This window comes from Arthrobacter sp. H14 (assembly GCF_000520495.1).
In the GTDB taxonomy this organism is placed as follows: domain Bacteria; phylum Actinomycetota; class Actinomycetes; order Actinomycetales; family Micrococcaceae; genus Arthrobacter_C.
In genome coordinates this window covers 1-15313 of record NZ_KI914644.1, presented here as the reverse complement: position 1 = coordinate 15313, position 15313 = coordinate 1, and the positions used below count along the sequence as shown (strand labels likewise).

At 63.7% G+C, this 15313-nt stretch carries 13 protein-coding genes; 7 read left to right on the top strand and 6 right to left on the bottom strand.

Translation table 11 applies throughout. From position 1 onward, the window contains the following. Window positions 1-13: 13 nt before the first annotated feature. Genes Y707_RS0107755 through Y707_RS0107735 form a run of 5 tightly spaced genes read right to left on the bottom strand, consistent with a single transcriptional unit; the run spans window position 14 to window position 5002 of the window. The gene (locus tag Y707_RS0107755; RefSeq protein ID WP_026534646.1) at window positions 14-790 is read right to left on the bottom strand and encodes an IclR family transcriptional regulator; all 777 of its coding nucleotides are present in this window, start codon (window positions 788-790) and stop codon (window positions 14-16) included. 51 nt (window positions 791-841) lie between these two features. Further along, window positions 842-1639 carry an ABC transporter permease gene (locus Y707_RS0107750; RefSeq protein ID WP_026534645.1) on the bottom strand — a complete coding sequence of 266 codons (798 nt, stop codon included), beginning with the start codon at window positions 1637-1639 and terminating at the stop codon, window positions 842-844. A gap of 11 nt (window positions 1640-1650) precedes the next feature. Beyond that, complete coding sequence (locus tag Y707_RS0107745; protein ID WP_081744714.1) at window positions 1651-2625, bottom strand: ABC transporter permease; 975 nt, start codon at window positions 2623-2625, stop codon at window positions 1651-1653. Further along, window positions 2622-3752, bottom strand: coding sequence for an ABC transporter ATP-binding protein (locus tag Y707_RS0107740; RefSeq protein ID WP_026534643.1), 1131 nt, complete (start codon window positions 3750-3752; stop codon window positions 2622-2624). The genes Y707_RS0107745 and Y707_RS0107740 overlap by 4 nt, the downstream gene beginning before the upstream one ends. Window positions 3753-3784: 32 nt before the next feature. Beyond that, entirely contained in the window at window positions 3785-5002 is a 1218-nt protein-coding gene (locus tag Y707_RS0107735) for an ABC transporter substrate-binding protein (protein ID WP_026534642.1), read from the bottom strand. Window positions 5003-5192: 190 nt separating this feature from the next. On the opposite strand from Y707_RS0107735, the gene Y707_RS0107730 reads away from it, so the two are divergent. The 7 genes from Y707_RS0107730 to Y707_RS0107700 are packed head-to-tail and all read left to right on the top strand — an operon-like array spanning window position 5193 to window position 14519. Further along, the gene (locus tag Y707_RS0107730; protein ID WP_026534641.1) at window positions 5193-5660 is read left to right on the top strand and encodes an Lrp/AsnC family transcriptional regulator; all 468 of its coding nucleotides are present in this window, start codon (window positions 5193-5195) and stop codon (window positions 5658-5660) included. Next, on the top strand, window positions 5657-7069 hold the full coding sequence (locus tag Y707_RS0107725) for an aspartate aminotransferase family protein (RefSeq protein ID WP_035780815.1): 1413 nt from the start codon (window positions 5657-5659) through the stop codon (window positions 7067-7069). The genes Y707_RS0107730 and Y707_RS0107725 overlap by 4 nt, the downstream gene beginning before the upstream one ends. Window positions 7070-7074: 5 nt before the next feature. Further along, on the top strand, window positions 7075-8466 hold the full coding sequence (locus tag Y707_RS0107720; protein ID WP_035780850.1) for an NAD(P)/FAD-dependent oxidoreductase: 1392 nt from the start codon (window positions 7075-7077) through the stop codon (window positions 8464-8466). 37 nt (window positions 8467-8503) lie between these two features. Continuing rightward, the gene (locus tag Y707_RS0107715; RefSeq protein ID WP_026534638.1) at window positions 8504-9886 is read left to right on the top strand and encodes an aspartate aminotransferase family protein; all 1383 of its coding nucleotides are present in this window, start codon (window positions 8504-8506) and stop codon (window positions 9884-9886) included. After that, window positions 9876-11570 carry an amidohydrolase gene (locus tag Y707_RS0107710; protein WP_026534637.1) on the top strand — a complete coding sequence of 565 codons (1695 nt, stop codon included), beginning with the start codon at window positions 9876-9878 and terminating at the stop codon, window positions 11568-11570. The genes Y707_RS0107715 and Y707_RS0107710 overlap by 11 nt, the downstream gene beginning before the upstream one ends. Further along, entirely contained in the window at window positions 11567-12988 is a 1422-nt protein-coding gene (locus Y707_RS0107705; RefSeq protein ID WP_051441761.1) for an NAD(P)/FAD-dependent oxidoreductase, read from the top strand. The genes Y707_RS0107710 and Y707_RS0107705 overlap by 4 nt, the downstream gene beginning before the upstream one ends. 52 nt (window positions 12989-13040) lie before the next feature. After that, on the top strand, window positions 13041-14519 hold the full coding sequence (locus Y707_RS0107700; protein ID WP_035780813.1) for a gamma-aminobutyraldehyde dehydrogenase: 1479 nt from the start codon (window positions 13041-13043) through the stop codon (window positions 14517-14519). A gap of 91 nt (window positions 14520-14610) precedes the next feature. Here the strand turns inward: Y707_RS0107700 and Y707_RS0107695 are convergent. Continuing rightward, window positions 14611-15313 (bottom strand): MFS transporter (locus tag Y707_RS0107695; RefSeq protein WP_026534634.1); only part of this gene is annotated, 703 nt, incomplete at its 5' end.

Sequence of the window (15313 nt, the reverse complement as noted above, 5' to 3'; positions counted from 1 at the left end):
GCCGGGCAAGAAACTAATCCCACTCAGTGGCATGCCCGGCCAGACTTTCGGAAATACCCGCCGCCGCCCTGCGCAGCAGCGGCACGAAACGGCGCACATCGGCGCGGGCGGTATGCAGGACCAAGCTGATGGCGGCGAACACCCGGTCCCCGGAATCGGTAATCGGCACGGCAATCGACACATTGCCGAGCGTCATCTCCTGGCTGGTGAGCGCAAAGCCGCTCCGGCGGGTCTGCTCTATTTCGGCCCGCAGCTTCGGTGCGAAAATAACGGAATAGGCGGTCGGTCTCGCCAGCGCATCCCCAAGATAAACGTCGACAAAATCATCCGGCTGGAATGCCAGCAGAACCTTTCCGACGCCGGTGGTGTGCAGCGGGAGCCGTCCGCCCATCCTGCTGACGGTCGGCACTGAGCGGTGTCCGATCAATCGGGCGACGTACAGCGCTTCGACGCCGGAGAGGACCGCCAGATGGACGTTTTCACCGGCCGCTTCGTAGAGTTCGAGCATGTAGGGCAGGGCGGTTTCGCGCAGCCGGAGGCTGACGTCGGACAGTTCGCCTATCTCCCACAACCTGGTACCAATCGAATACCGCTTGTCGCCGTCGTCGCAGTCCAGCAGCCCCTGCACCCGGAGTTCCTTGAGCATCCTGTGCGCGGTGGAGACCGGCAGACCGGACAGGGCGGAAATTTCGCGCAGGCCCAGCCGCGGCTTTTCCTCCGAGAAGCAGGCCAGGATCTGCATAGTGCGGGAAAGCACGGTGGCACCCGGCTGGGAGGTATTGCCTGCCATTGCCACCTCCTTTGGACCGTTACTACTCTACTGTCCGACGGCGGCAGGAACTTAGCGGGCGGCGAGCATCTTCGCGCGTCGGGCGGAGAGAATCTGCACGGCTATGACGATCACCAGCGCAATGAGGAACACGGCCGAGCCGATCACGTTGGCCTGGGCGGGAATGCCCCGGGTGGCCGCCACGTAGATAAACTTCGGGAACGTTTCCACATTGCCTGAGTTGAAATTCGTGATGATGAAGTCGTCGAAACTGATGGCGAAAGACAGCAGCGCCGCAGCGACGATACCGGGCAGCAGCAATGGGAAGGTGATCCGCCAGAATGCCTGGACTGGAGACGCATACAGATCCGCCGCGGCCTCCTCCATTCTGGAGTCGAGGCTGGCCACGCGGGCTTTGACCGTCACGACCACGAACGAAATGCAGAACATCGTATGCGCGAGAATGATGGTCCCGATGCCGAGGTCTGCGCCCACATTCAGGAACTGTGCGAGCAGCGAAGCTCCCAATACAACTTCCGGCGTCGCCAGCGGCAGGAAAATCAGCATATTGGCCGTGGCGTTGAATTTAAACCTGTAACGCACCAGGCCAATGGCGATCGCGGTGCCGAGAATAGTGGCAAAAACCGTGGCGACGGCGCTGATCTGCAGGCTGTTGGCCAGCGATTCGCAGACGGCGGGAGCGCCGCAGGGGTTTCCCCAGTTGTCCAGGGTAAAGCCCTGCCAGGTCAGGTTCGCCCGGCCGCCGTCGTTAAAGGAGTACGCAAACACGTAGGCAACGGGAACCAGCAGGAACACGAAGGCGAGCCCGCCCAGTACCGGTATCACCCAGCGGCCGATCGCTTGTTTCACGTGCAGCTCCCCTAGATCAGTTCTTTGGTGCCGAAACGGCGCACGTACAAGGTGACCAGCGCCAGAATCGCGAGCATCAGTATGAAGGACAGTGCCGAGGCGCCGGGATAGTCGACGACGCGGAAGAACCTGGAATCGATAACCTGGCCGATCATGGTCGTGTCCTGGTTGTTTCCCAGCAGCGCCGCATTAATGTAGTCGCCCGACGCCGGGATAAAGGTCAGCAGCGTCCCCGCCATAACACCGGGCATGGACAGCGGCAGGGTCACTCTCCGGAAGGTCGTAAATGCATTGGAGTAGAGGTCGGAACTCGCTTCAAGGAGCCGGGTGTCCAACCTTTCCAAACTCGCGTAGATCGGGAGCGTCATGAACGGAAGGAAGTTATACGTCAGGCCGCAGACCACGGCAAAGGCGGTGGCGGTCAGCCGGCCATCCTCAGGCAATAAGGCCACCGCCTGTAAGGCGGAGACGACCAGACTCTCATCCGCCAGGATCTGCTTCCAGGCCTGCGTGCGCAGGATAAAACTGGTGAAGAACGGCGCGATGATCAGCACCAGCAGGATCCCGCGCAGCAGATTGCGATGACGCAGCCGGACCGCGACCAGGTACGCCATCGGATAGCCAATCAGTAGCGCTGCTACGGTGGCGATCAGCGCAAAACCGAACGAACGGATCAATTCCGCCCAGTAATCCTGCAGTACCACCGCATAGTTGCTGAACTGAAGTGCAGGAGCGAACTGCCCGATGTCGGCTCCGGGCGGCTTGGTGTAGAGCGAAGTCGCCAGCAGTGAGAAGACCGGCAGCACAAAGAACAGCAGCATGAAAATAAACCCGGGCAGGATCAGCCAATAACCCATGTGGCTCTTGCGCTTGTCGGCCGCGACTTCCCCGGGACTGCGGAAGTCCTCCGGTTTGTTGCGCTTTCTGCCGTTTTTGCCCTTGCCGGCGCCGGTTTGCTGCTGGCGCCGGGTGGCCAGCAGGCTCATAGCACGGCCGCCTCTTCGATCCCGCTGAGCGCATCCTCCGTGCCGGCGAGCCCAAAGGTATGCGCGGTATCCCAGACCAGGACAACTTCATCGCCGCGCTCTGCCGAGTCCTGTCCCCGGTTCTGGCTGAAGACGCCCAGCGCCCCGATTCCCGGAATATCAACGAGATACTCTGTGCTCACGCCGGTGAAGGATACGTCGCTCACACGGCCGCGCAGCTGATTGGGCCCGGCAGGCGCGTCGGAGGCGTGCAGGATTTGCAGCTTCTCCGGACGGATTCCGACCAGCACCGATCCGACGGTACTGGTGGTGCGGGATTTATGCACCATGATCCGGTTCCCACCAGCGTTGAGGGCCACTGTATCACCGAGGTCTTCAGTGATCGTGCCGGCCACAAGATTGGATTTGCCCAGGAAGTTTGCGACGAAGGGCGTTTTCGGCAGGTCGTACAGATCCCGCGGCGCGCCCATCTGTTCGACCCGGCCGGCGTTCATCACCGCGACCGTGTCCGCCATCGTCATGGCTTCCTCTTGGTCGTGGGTCACATGAATAAAGGTTAGGCCGACGTCCATCTGGATCTTCTTCAGCTCGCCCTGCATCTGCCGCCGAAGCTTCATATCCAGGGCGCCGAGCGGTTCGTCAAGGAGCAGGACAGCTGGGTGATTGACGATGGCCCGTGCCAGAGCGACCCGCTGCTGCTGCCCGCCGGACAGCTGCGCAGGCCGCCGGGCACCAAGATGGCTGAGCTCGACCAGTTCGAGTACGGCTTTCGCCTGCGCCGCTGCATCCTTGACCTTCCGGCGTTTAAGCCCGAAAACCACATTGTCGAACACACTCATGTGCGGGAACAAGGCATAGCTTTGGAAGACAGTATTGACCGGCCGCTCATACGCGCTGGTTTTGGTGACATCCTGACCGCCAATACTGATGCTGCCCGACGTCGGCCGCTCCAGCCCCGCCACCATCCGCAAAGTGGTGGTCTTCCCGCAACCGGACGGGCCGAGCAGCGCGAAAAAGGAACCCGCCGGAACCGTCAGGTCCAGGTTGTCGACGGCGACGAAGTCATCGAAGCGTTTGGTGATGGAGCTCAAGCGGAGGTCGGCTCCGCGGTCTTCAGAGGTTTCCATGCGGCTGTCTCTTGCTGCGTCCGTCAATACCATTAGTTGCCGATTGCCTTCTGGAAACGGTCGTTGTATTTGGTCTCTTCGTCCGCACTGAGGGTCCGGATCACGTGGGCGTCGGCCAGATACTCGTCCGTGGGGAAAATCAACGGATTGTCCACCAGCGAGGGGTCAACTTTCTCCATGGCTTCCCTGGCTCCCGCAACCGGTGAAATGTAGTTCACCCACGCCGCGACCGTGGCTGCATTTTCCGGATCGTAGTAGAAGTTCATCAACTTCTCCGCGTTGGTCTTGTGCGGCGAGGCGACAGGGACCATCAGGTTGTCGGACCATAGCGTGCCGCCGGCTTCAGGCAGGATGAACTCCCACTTATCGCCCTGCTCGAAGTTGAGCTGGGTAATGTCGCCGGACCAGGCGACGACGGCGAGCGCGTCTTCGGAGATCAGGTCCTGTTTGTAGGAGTTGCCCTTGACCTGCCGGATCTGTCCGTTGGCGATCTCCCTGCGCAGGTCGTCCAGGGCGTTGTCGAATTCGTCGTCGCCCCAGTTTCCGCCGATGTCGACGCCGTTCTCCAGCATCATCAGCCCCAGGGTGTCGCGCATTTCATCGAGGACTTCGACCCTGCCCCTGAGCTCAGGATTCCAGAGGTCCGAGACACTCTTCAAGCCCCCGGGGATGGCCTTCTTGTTCCAGGCGATGCCGGCAAAGCCGGACTGCCAGGTCAGCGAGTGCTTGCGGCCGGGATCGAAGTCCACGTCCTGCAGGTTCCGAAGGAGGTTCTTCGCGTTCGGGATATTGGACCGGTCAAGTTCCTGGGTGTATCCAAGCCGGATCATCCGGGCGGTCATCCAGTCCGTCAGCGTGACGATGTCCTGTCCAATGTCCTGGCCGGCGGCCAGTTGGCCCTGGACCTTCCCGAAGTATGAGTCGTTGCCGTCGATATCCTCGGAATAGTTCGCCTGGATGCCGGTCTGCTTGGTGAAGGCGTCGAGCGAAGGGTACGTCTGGGCTTCACTGTCGTAGTCCAGATACAAGGTCCAGTTGGCCCAGTTGACGATTTTCTCCTCGGCGGACCGATCAACAACGGCCCCGCCCTCAGCGGACCCCTGGCTGGTTGGCGTACCGCCGGTTCCGCAGGCGGCCAGCAGTCCAGCCAGTGTGAGTCCACCTGCTCCGGTCAGCACGTTCCGGCGGGACATCTGTGCCACGACCAGCCGCCGCAACTGTGGATCTTCCGGTAAGCGTCGTGGCGTCATCGCATTCTCCCCTTATTAAGCCGACAAGTTGTGCCGTAGATATTTCCAGACGTTGGCCCTGCAAACAATAGGTTCCGTAGATAAATTTTTGTTATGCAACGAAATCTGCCTATTGCGCTTCTGATTTACAACGGATTCAATAGCAGGACGGCATCAAATCCAACGAGTCACACTGAGGAGGTGGACGGGTATGAATTCTGAAGCGGCCAGTAATGGTTCCGTGGATGACGTGGCCAAAGCCATCATCGAACAACTGCAGGAAGATGGCCGGCGCTCCTATGCGTCGATCGGCAAAGCGGTCGGTCTGTCAGAGGCAGCCGTCCGCCAGCGGGTCCAAAAACTCATCGATCACGGAGTGATGCAGATAGTTGCCGTCACCGATCCGATGCAGCTTGGCTTCTCCCGGCAGGCGATGCTCGGAATCAAAGCCGGCAACGATGTCTTGGCCGTTTCAGACCGGGTAGCGGCCTTGCGGCAGGTCGACTATTGCCTGGTGAGTGCAGGTTCATTCGACATCCTTGCCGAAATCGTCTGCGAAAACGACCAGGATCTCGTCCGCCTGGTCAGCGAAATCCGCGACATTCCCGGTGTGCACAGCACCGAAACGTTCATGTACCTATCGCTGCGCAAGCAGGAATACAACTGGGGGACCAGATGACAATCACCAGCACTGCCCAATCCTTGAAGACCCCAACCACACCGCGCGGAACCGACCGGCAACAGGCGGCACGCGACCACCTGTGGATGCACATGGCCCGGCACTCCAATCTGGCCAACGGTGGCACGGTGCCGGTGATCAGCCGCGGCGAGGGCCACATGATCTACGACGATCAGGGCAACGGCTACATTGACGGATTGTCCGGTCTCTTCGTCGTCCAGGTCGGCCATGGCCGCGAAGAACTGGCGCAGGCCGCAGCCCGACAGGCCAGGGAACTGGCGTTCATGCCGCTATGGTCCTACGCCCACCCGGCCGCCATCGACCTCTCCGAGCGGCTGGCGCATTATGCTCCCGGCGACCTGAACCGCGTCTTTTTCACCACTGGCGGCGGCGAGGCGGTCGAGTCCGCGTGGAAGCTGGCCAAGCAGTACTTCAAGCTCACGGGAAAGCCGGATAAAACCAAGGTAATCTCCCGGGCCGTTGCCTACCACGGCACACCCCAGGGCGCCCTATCCATCACCGGCATCCCCGACATGAAAGCTCCGTTCGAGCCACTGGTGCCGGGCGCCTTCCGGGTGCCGAACACTAATCAGTACCGCGCTCCGGCGGGGCTGGAGGATCCGGAAGCCTTCGGCCGCTGGGCCGCGGACCGGATCGGCGAGGCCATCGAATTTGAAGGCCCGGACACCGTGGCAGCGGTGTTCCTGGAACCTGTACAGAACTCCGGCGGCTGCTTCCCACCACCACCGGGATACTTCAAGCGGGTACGCGAGATCTGCGACGAATACGATGTCCTGCTGGTCTCCGACGAAGTCATCTGCGCCTTCGGCCGGATCGGATCAATGTTCGCCAGCACCGACTTCGACTACGTGCCGGACATGATCACCTGCGCCAAGGGCATGACCAGCGGGTACTCTCCCATCGGCGCGATGATCGCCTCCGACCGGCTGTTCGAGCCGTTCAAGACCGGAGACACGACCTTCTACCACGGCTACACCTTCGGCGGGCATCCGGTTTCTGCCGCCGTCGCCATGGCCAACCTGGATATTTTCGAACGCGAGGGCCTGAACAATAACGTCAAGCAGAACGCTCCGGCATTCCGTGCCACCTTGGAAAAGCTGCTCGACCTGCCGATCGTCGGCGATGTGCGGGGCGAGGGCTACTTCTACGGCATCGAACTGGTCAAGGACAAGGCGACCAAGGAAACCTTCAACGACGACGAGTCCGAGCACCTGCTCCGCGGTTACCTTTCCAATGCGCTCTTCGAGGCTGGCCTGTACTGCCGCGCCGATGACCGTGGCGACCCTGTCGTACAGTTGGCGCCGCCGCTGACGATCGGACAGCCCGAATTCGATCAGATTGAGCAGATCCTCCGCTCGGTGTTGGTGGAGGGCCTGAACCACCTCTGATGCAGATGGACGCCGGAACACAGCAAACCACGAATGGCCAGGTCTCCTTTTGGTATGCCGGGCAGGGGCTTCCCGAACCCCGCCCGGCCCTCGACGGAGACATCAGCGCCGACGTCGTAATCGTTGGTGCGGGATATACGGGGTTGTGGACCGCTTATTACCTCAAAAAGGCACAGCCGCGGTTGCGGATCGTGGTGCTGGAGAGCCGGTTCGCGGGGTTCGGAGCTTCCGGCCGCAACGGCGGTTGGCTCACCAACAGCATCACCGGCGGCCGTGGACAGTATGTAAAGGACCATGGCAGGGCCCTCGTGGGCCGGTTCCAGACGCTGCTGAACGAGACGGTGGACGAAGTCATCGCGGTGGCGGAAGCCGAAAGGATCGACGCCGCCATCGTCAAGGGCGGCGAGCTGAACGTGGCACGCAATCCTGCACAACTGCGGCGGCTGCAGAGTTGGGCTGCGGGGGAAGCGCACTGGCCGGAGGCCGGCACCACGTTGTTGTCCGCGAGCGAAAGCCGGGCCCGGGTGAACATTGCTGGAACGCTGGGCGCCATTCACCACCCGCATTGCGCGCGGATCCACCCGGCCAGACTCGCCCGGGGACTGGCGGCAGCCGTCGAGCGGAGCGGTGTGCGGATTTATGAGGACACCACGGTCACCGAAATCACCACCGGACGGGCAATAACGGATCGCGGCAACGTCGACGCCGCCTACATCGTGCGGGCGACGGAGGGGTTCACCGCCAATCTAAAGGGCTCACACCGCGAGTGGCTGCCAATGAATTCCTCAATGATCGTCACCGAACCGCTCAGCGACGGTGTCTGGTCGGAGATCGGCTGGGAGCAGTTCGATACGGTGTCGGATATGGCCCATGCCTACATGTATGCCCAGCGGACGTCCGATAACAGGATTGCCCTGGGCGGCCGCGGCGTGCCGTACCGGTACGGGTCCAGGACAGATACCGACGGCGCCACGCAGCCGGAAACGATCGCCCAGCTGGCCGGAATCCTGCGCGGAATGTTTCCCGCCGCGGCGGGTGCCCATATCGATCATGCGTGGTCGGGCGTGCTGGGTGTTCCACGGGATTGGAAGGCCACAGTCGGGCTGGACTTGAAGTCCGGCATTGGTTGGGCCGGCGGCTACGTCGGAACCGGGGTGGCGGCGTCGAATCTGGCCGGCAGGACCTTGCGCGACCTGATTCTGCATCCCGGGAGCGAGCTGACCGCGATGCCCTGGGTGAACCGCCGGGTGCGTCAGTGGGAGCCCGAACCGTTGCGCTGGATCGCCGTCAAGGCCCTCTACCGGGCATATGCCGCCGCAGACAAGGCCGAAAGCAACGGTCGGAAGACCACGTCCCCCATCGCCACAGCGGCAGATCTGGTTTCGGGCCGGCGCTGATGCAGCACAGGAAAGTCCCGTCACAGAGGAGAGATTCATGACCGTTGCCTCCAGCATCCGGATATCCGACGACGAACTCGCCGCCGGACGGCGCGCCTACGAGCTGGACCGGAAGCATGTCTTCCACTCGTGGTCCGCGCAGGCTCAGATCAAGCCGATGACCATCACCCGGGCCGAAGGTTCCTACGTCTGGGACGGGGAGGGAGACCGGCTGCTCGACTTCTCCTCGCAGCTGGTCAATACCAATATCGGCCATCAGCACCCGAAGGTGGTTGAAGCCATCCGGGACCAGGCGCTGAAACTCTGCACCGTTGCTCCGCAGCATGTGAATGACGCGCGCTCCGAGGCTGCGCGGCTGATCGCGGAGCTGACGCCAGGGGATCTGGACCGGATTCTCTTCACCAATGCCGGTGCCGAAGCCGTCGAGCACGCCATCCGGATGGCCCGGCTGCACACCGGAAAGTACAAGGTCCTGTCCGCCTACCGCTCCTACCATGGCGGCACCTCCCTGGCGATCAACATCACCGGTGACCCACGGCGGATACCCAATGACTACGGCAACGCCGGCACCGTCCACTTCTTCCCGCCGTACCTGTACCGCACCGCTTTCCACGCCAGCACGGAAGAGGAGGAATGCCAGCGGGCACTGGAGCACCTCGAGCAGCTGATTCAGTACGAAGGGAGCTCCAGCTTCGCGGCGCTGATCCTGGAGTCCATCCCCGGCACCGCCGGCATCATGATTCCGCCTCCGGGTTATGTTAAAGGCGTCCGCGAACTGGCCACGAAGTATGGCATTATCTTGATCGCCGACGAGGTGATGGCCGGGTTCGGCCGCTCCGGCAAGTGGTTCGCCATCGAACATTTCGACGTCGTTCCGGACCTGCTGACCTTTGCCAAGGGCGTGAACTCCGGCTATGTCCCGCTCGGGGGTGTGGCCATCTCCGCCGAAATTGCGGCAACCTTTGACAACCGGCCATATCCCGGCGGCCTCACCTACTCCGGCCATCCGCTGGCGACGGCGGCAGCCGTGGCCACGATCAACGCCATGCGCGACGAGGACATGATCGGCCACGCCGCCATGCTGGGCAGGGAGGTACTCGGTCCGCGGCTGGAAGCCATCGCCGCCCGGCATCCGGCTGTCGGGGAAGTGCGCGGCACCGGAGCGTTCTGGGCTGTCGAGCTGGTCAAGAATCGTCAGACCCGGGAACCGTTGGCCCCCTATGGCGGTTCGAGCCCGGAAATGAACGAACTGGTGGCTGTCTGCAAGTCCCGCGGTCTGCTTCCGTTCGCCAACTTCAACCGCATCCATGTGGTCCCGCCACTGAACATCACCGTCGAAGACGCCAACGCGGGGCTGGACATTCTGGATGAGGCGCTTGCGGCGGCCGATGCCCATGTGGAAGGCAACCATGACGGCTGACTGGGTCTTCCACTCCGGACGGGTCTTCGACGGGTGGCGCCTGCATCCTTCAGCCACGGCTGTTGCCGTGCGCGCGGGCAGGATCATCGCCGTCGGAACTGATGACGAAGTCCGTGCCGCGGCCGGGACAGCCGCCGAAGCGGTCAACCTCCACGGCCGGCTGCTGTCCCCCGGTTTTACCGACGCACACGTGCACACCGTCACGGCCGGCATCGAGCGCCTGGGCTGCGATTTGTCCCAGACCAGCGGCGCTTCCGCCCTGGTCGCCAAGGTAAGTGAATACGCGGCAGGCACCCACAAGGCGTGGATTGCCGGGGGCGGCTGGTACATGCACGACTTCCCCGGCGGCACGCCTACGAAAGAGCTGCTCGACGCCGTCGCGCCGGACCGGCCGGTCTACCTGATCAACCGCGACCATCACGGGGCGTGGGTCAATTCCGTGGCATTGCGGATGGCAGGGATCGACGCCGGCACCCCGGATCCGGCCGACGGGCGGGTGGAGCGCGACGAAAAGGGCAACCCGACCGGCACGTTGCACGAAGGCGCGATGGATCTGGTCAACCGGCTGATTCCTGCCCTGACCCAGTCGGAGATGGACCAAGGCCTGCTGGAGGGTCAGCAGTATCTGCATGGCCTGGGCGTGACGGGGTGGCAGGAAGCAATCCTGGGCGACTACGCCGGGTATGGCGATGCCAGCGCGAGCTACCGCAGGCTGCTCGAAAGCGGCCAACTGACCGGCCGGGCCACCGGATCCATGTGGGTTCCGCGGACCACCACCACAGAGAACATTGCCGAACTGGTGGAGGAATTCGGCGAACGGCGCCGGATCAATGCGGCGGCCGGTTTCCCGACGGTCAGCGCCAAGATCATGGTCGACGGCGTCCCGGAGAACCAGACAGCGGCGATGCTCGAGCCCTATCTTCGCCCCTGCTCCTGTGCCGGGATAGCTGGCGGTCCGGAGCCGGACCGTGGCCTGACCTACCTGCCGAAGGACGTTCTGTTGCAGGCGTCGGCGGCCCTCGATGCTGCCGGTTTCGATCTGCACATGCACGTGATTGGCGACCGCGCCGTCCGCGACGGCCTTGACGCCGTCGAACATGCCCGCCGCCACAATGGCCACGGCGGAAGCCGCAGCGACAGACGCCACCACATGGCGCACATCCAAATCGTCCATCCCACCGATATCCCGCGCTTTGCAGCCTTGGAAGTAACCGCGAACGCGCAGGCATTGTGGGCCTGCAACGACCAGCAGATGACGGAGTTGACCGTTCCGGTCCTGGGCCGGGAGAGGTCGGGCTGGCAGTATCCGTTCCGCTCTCTGGTCTCCTCCGGGGCGGCCCTGGCAATGGGTTCCGACTGGCCGGTTTCGACGCCGGATCCCTGGCAGGCCATCCACGTCGCCGTTAGCCGCCGCGAGCCGGATGCGCCATCCGTCGAGCCGCTGGTTCCTGCGGAATCGCTGTCGCTGCAGACCGCCCTGGCCGCCTACACTTCCGGCTCCGCCTGGCTGAACCGGCAGGAAGAGGCAGGCCGGATTGAGCCGGGCCTGCTCGCCGACATCGCCGTGATGAATACGGACCCGTTCGAACTGGACCCGGCCGACCTGCACATCGTCGGCGCCGACCTGACTATGGTGGGCGGCCAGGTTGTCCATGACCGGCTTGGACAAAGGATTACTGTATGACCAGTTACGACGACGCCGAGAAGTCAGTTCCGCGGTCCGCCGTCGCCACCGCCTTGGCAGACGCCTCGACGGAACCGGCCTGGCTCGACGATCATGCCCGGCCGGAGGCGCTGCCCCCGCTCACCACGGACACGCATACTGACCTCGCCGTCGTCGGTGGTGGTTACACCGGGCTGTGGACGGCACTGCTCGCGAAGGAACGCGATCCGGACCGGCGGGTGGTGCTGTTGGAAGGGGCGCGGATCGGCTGGGCTGCCTCCGGACGCAATGGCGGCTTCTGCTCCGCCAGCCTGACCCACGGCGACGCCAACGGCGAGGCGCACTTGCCGGACGAGGCGGCCCTGCTGCGCCGGCTCGGGCTGGAGAACCTGCAGGAGATCGCCGACACCATCGACAAGTACGGTATCGACTGCAGTTTTGAGTGGACCGGCTCGCTCGACGTCGCCACTGAGGAGCACCAGATCGGCTGGCTGCGGGAGGAAGACGGCAAGGACCCGGATATCGTCTTCCTCGACCGTGAGGCGGTCCGGAAGGAAGTCCAGTCCCCGCTCTATCTGGCCGGATTGTGGGATAAGAAGGGCACGGCCATGCTCAACCCGGCTGCGCTCGCCTGGGGACTGCAGCGCGCGTGCCTGGAAGCCGGCGTCGTAATCCATGAACACACGCCGGTCCGGAAGATCACTTCAACCGCGCACTCGATGCTCCTGGATACCGACGGCGGCACGGTCAACGCCTCGCGCGTCGCCTTGGCCACCAACGCGTTTCCGTCCCTGCTCAAGCGCACCCGGCTGCACACAGTGCCGGTCTACGACTACGTGCTGATGACGGAGCCGCTCAGCGTCGAACAACTGCAGTCGATCGGCTGGCACAACCGGCAGGGCCTGTCCGACCTGAACAACCGGTTCCACTACTACCGGCTGACCGACGACAACCGCATCCTGTTCGGCGGCTACGACGCTGTCTACCACTTCGGACGGAAGATGCGGCGCGGCTATGAGCAGCGCGCGGAGACATTCGCCAAGCTGGCGGCGCACTTTTTCGCCACCTTTCCCCAACTGGAGGGCGTGCAGTTCACGCATACCTGGGGCGGCGCGATCGACACCTGCAGCCGGTTCTTCGCCTTCTTCAGCACCGCACACGGCGGCCGTGTCGCGTATTGCGCCGGCTATACCGGCCTCGGCGTCGGCGCGACCCGGTTCGGCGCCAATGTAATGCTGGATCTGCTGGCCGGCACGCCCACCGAACGCACGAATCTGCGGATGGTACGGAAACGCCCGCTGCCCTTCCCTCCCGAGCCGCTGGCATGGCTGGGCATCAAAATCACCACTGCGGCGCTGATCCGGGCCGACCGGAACCAGGGCCGGCGGGGTCCCTGGCTGAAGCTGCTGGACCGCCTCGGGATGGGCTTCGATTCCTGACGCTTGCTCCACCTCAACCCTTATTACGACGACGGAAGTGACGGAGTCCGACATGCACCAGTTCATTGACGGCCAATACCGCGAAGGCCGCGGCGAGGAAGCCAAACGGGTCAATCCAGCCACCGGCGAAGTTGCCGAAACGCTGCGCTATGCCAATACGGACGACGTCGACATGGCCGTTGCCGCCGCCAAGCGCGCCTTCACTCCGTGGTCCCGGATGACACCGGGCGAACGCTCCGATGCGCTGCTCAAGCTGGCGGCCGAGCTGGACCGCCGCGCCGCCGACCTTGCTGCCGTCGAAACCGCGCAAACCGGAAAATCCATCCGGATGTCGACCGAATTCGACATTCCCGGAACCATCGACAACACGTCCTTCTTCGCCGGTGCGGCGCGTCAGCTCCAGGGGCTCGCGGCCGGTGAGTACCTTGCGGGGCAGACGTCGATGATCCGCCGCGAACCCATCGGCGTCATAGGCTCCATCTCTCCGTGGAACTATCCGTTCCAAATGGCCGGTTGGAAGATCCTGCCCGCCATCGCGGCCGGCAACACCATCGTGCTCAAGCCCTCCGAACTCACGCCAGGAACGTCGCTGATGTTCGCCGAAGCGGCAGCGGCGGCAGGAATACCGGACGGTGTCATCAACATTGTCACAGGCACCGGCCGGGCCGCAGGTGAGCATCTGGTGCGGCACCCCGACGTCGTCATGACCTCTTTCACCGGCTCCACCGCGGTCGGCCGGCGGATCATGGAAATGGCCAGCGCAACCGCCAAGCGGGTCCACCTTGAGCTCGGCGGCAAGGCTCCCTTCGTGGTGTTCGACGACGCCGATGTGGAGGCCGCGGCTCACGGTGCGGTGGCCGGTTCCATCATCAACGGTGGACAGGACTGTACTGCGGCGACACGGGCGTATGTCCAGCGGCCGCTGTTCGAGGCCTTCACCCAACGGGTCGCGGAACTCATGGCCGGGGTGACGGTCGGCGATCCGGCGTTGGATTCGACCGATCTGGGCTCCCTGATCAGCCATCAGCACCGCGACAAGGTTGCCGGATTCGTCGAACGAGCGCGGGCCTCCGGGGCACGGATCCTGGCCGGCGGCAAGGCACCGAGCGGCGAGCTGGCCGCCGGCGCCTTCTACGAACCGACCTTGGTGGTGGACGTGGCGCAGGATTCGGAGATCGTCCAGGAAGAGGTTTTCGGCCCCGTACTCACCGCCTTACCGTTTGATTCCGACGACGACGGCCTGCGGTTGGCCAATGACACCCAATACGGTCTCGCCGCCTCGGCCTGGACCAACGATCTGGCCAAATCGTTGCGCGCCAGCGAGGAGATCCAGGCCGGCTGCGTGTGGATCAACGACCACATTCCGGTCGTCTCGGAAATGCCGCACGGTGGCTACAAGGCGTCGGGGTTCGGCAAAGACATGTCTGCCTACTCGCTGGAGGAATACACCAACGTCAAGCACGTCATGATGAGCCGGGACAAGACGGCGCACAAGGAATGGCAGGACACGGTGTTTCGGGCCAAATCCTGACTCTAATCCTGCAGCTGAGAGGATCTGGTTCCGTCCGGGCACCCAGGCCCGTGACGGCCTGCGCGAGCGCGCTCGCGGTTGCTCTATGTGGTCAGGCCGCCCGCCTTTTTCGGGCAGCGAGCGAGAGCACGCCGCAGACCAGGTAGGCGACGAGCACGAAAGTCCAACCGGCTTGGAAACCGCCGAACGCTTCAAGGAGCAGCCCCATAATCAACGGCCCCAGCCCGAATCCCACATACATCCCCAGCGATACGGCACCTGAGGCGGCGCCCGCCCGTTCCCGCGGAACCTCCGCCATAACCCCGGCCATCACGACGACGTTGACCGCCAAAGCTGTGGCACCGTGCAGGAAAGTTCCGGCCCACAACATCCACTGTTGCTGAGCCGGCGCGGACAGCAGCAACAGCAGCGCACCGGCCGTCGCTCCCGAGGCCAGGATCAACAACAGTGAGAATCCGTTCCGGTTCCCGGCCATCGCCCGGCCCCAGAACACGCGCGAGGCGATGCCCACCACCCCCGCGAGCGCCGCGGTGAGACCGGCCAGGACGAGTGAGAAGCCCAGTTCGCGCTGCGAAAAGAGCGGCAGATAGACATTGGTGGCCTGGATTCCGGCACCGGTCGCGAACGCCGCTGCGGCATACGCCCAGACAACGGCAGGCAGCCGTCCATGCTTCGCCTTCGGCGGAGCGGGTGCGGCACTTTGGCGGCCGGACCGCCGTCGTACTGGCCCTGATTCCGCCGGCGCGCGGCTCCAGCCGAGGACACCAAGCCCAATAACGACGACTGCGGCGGCC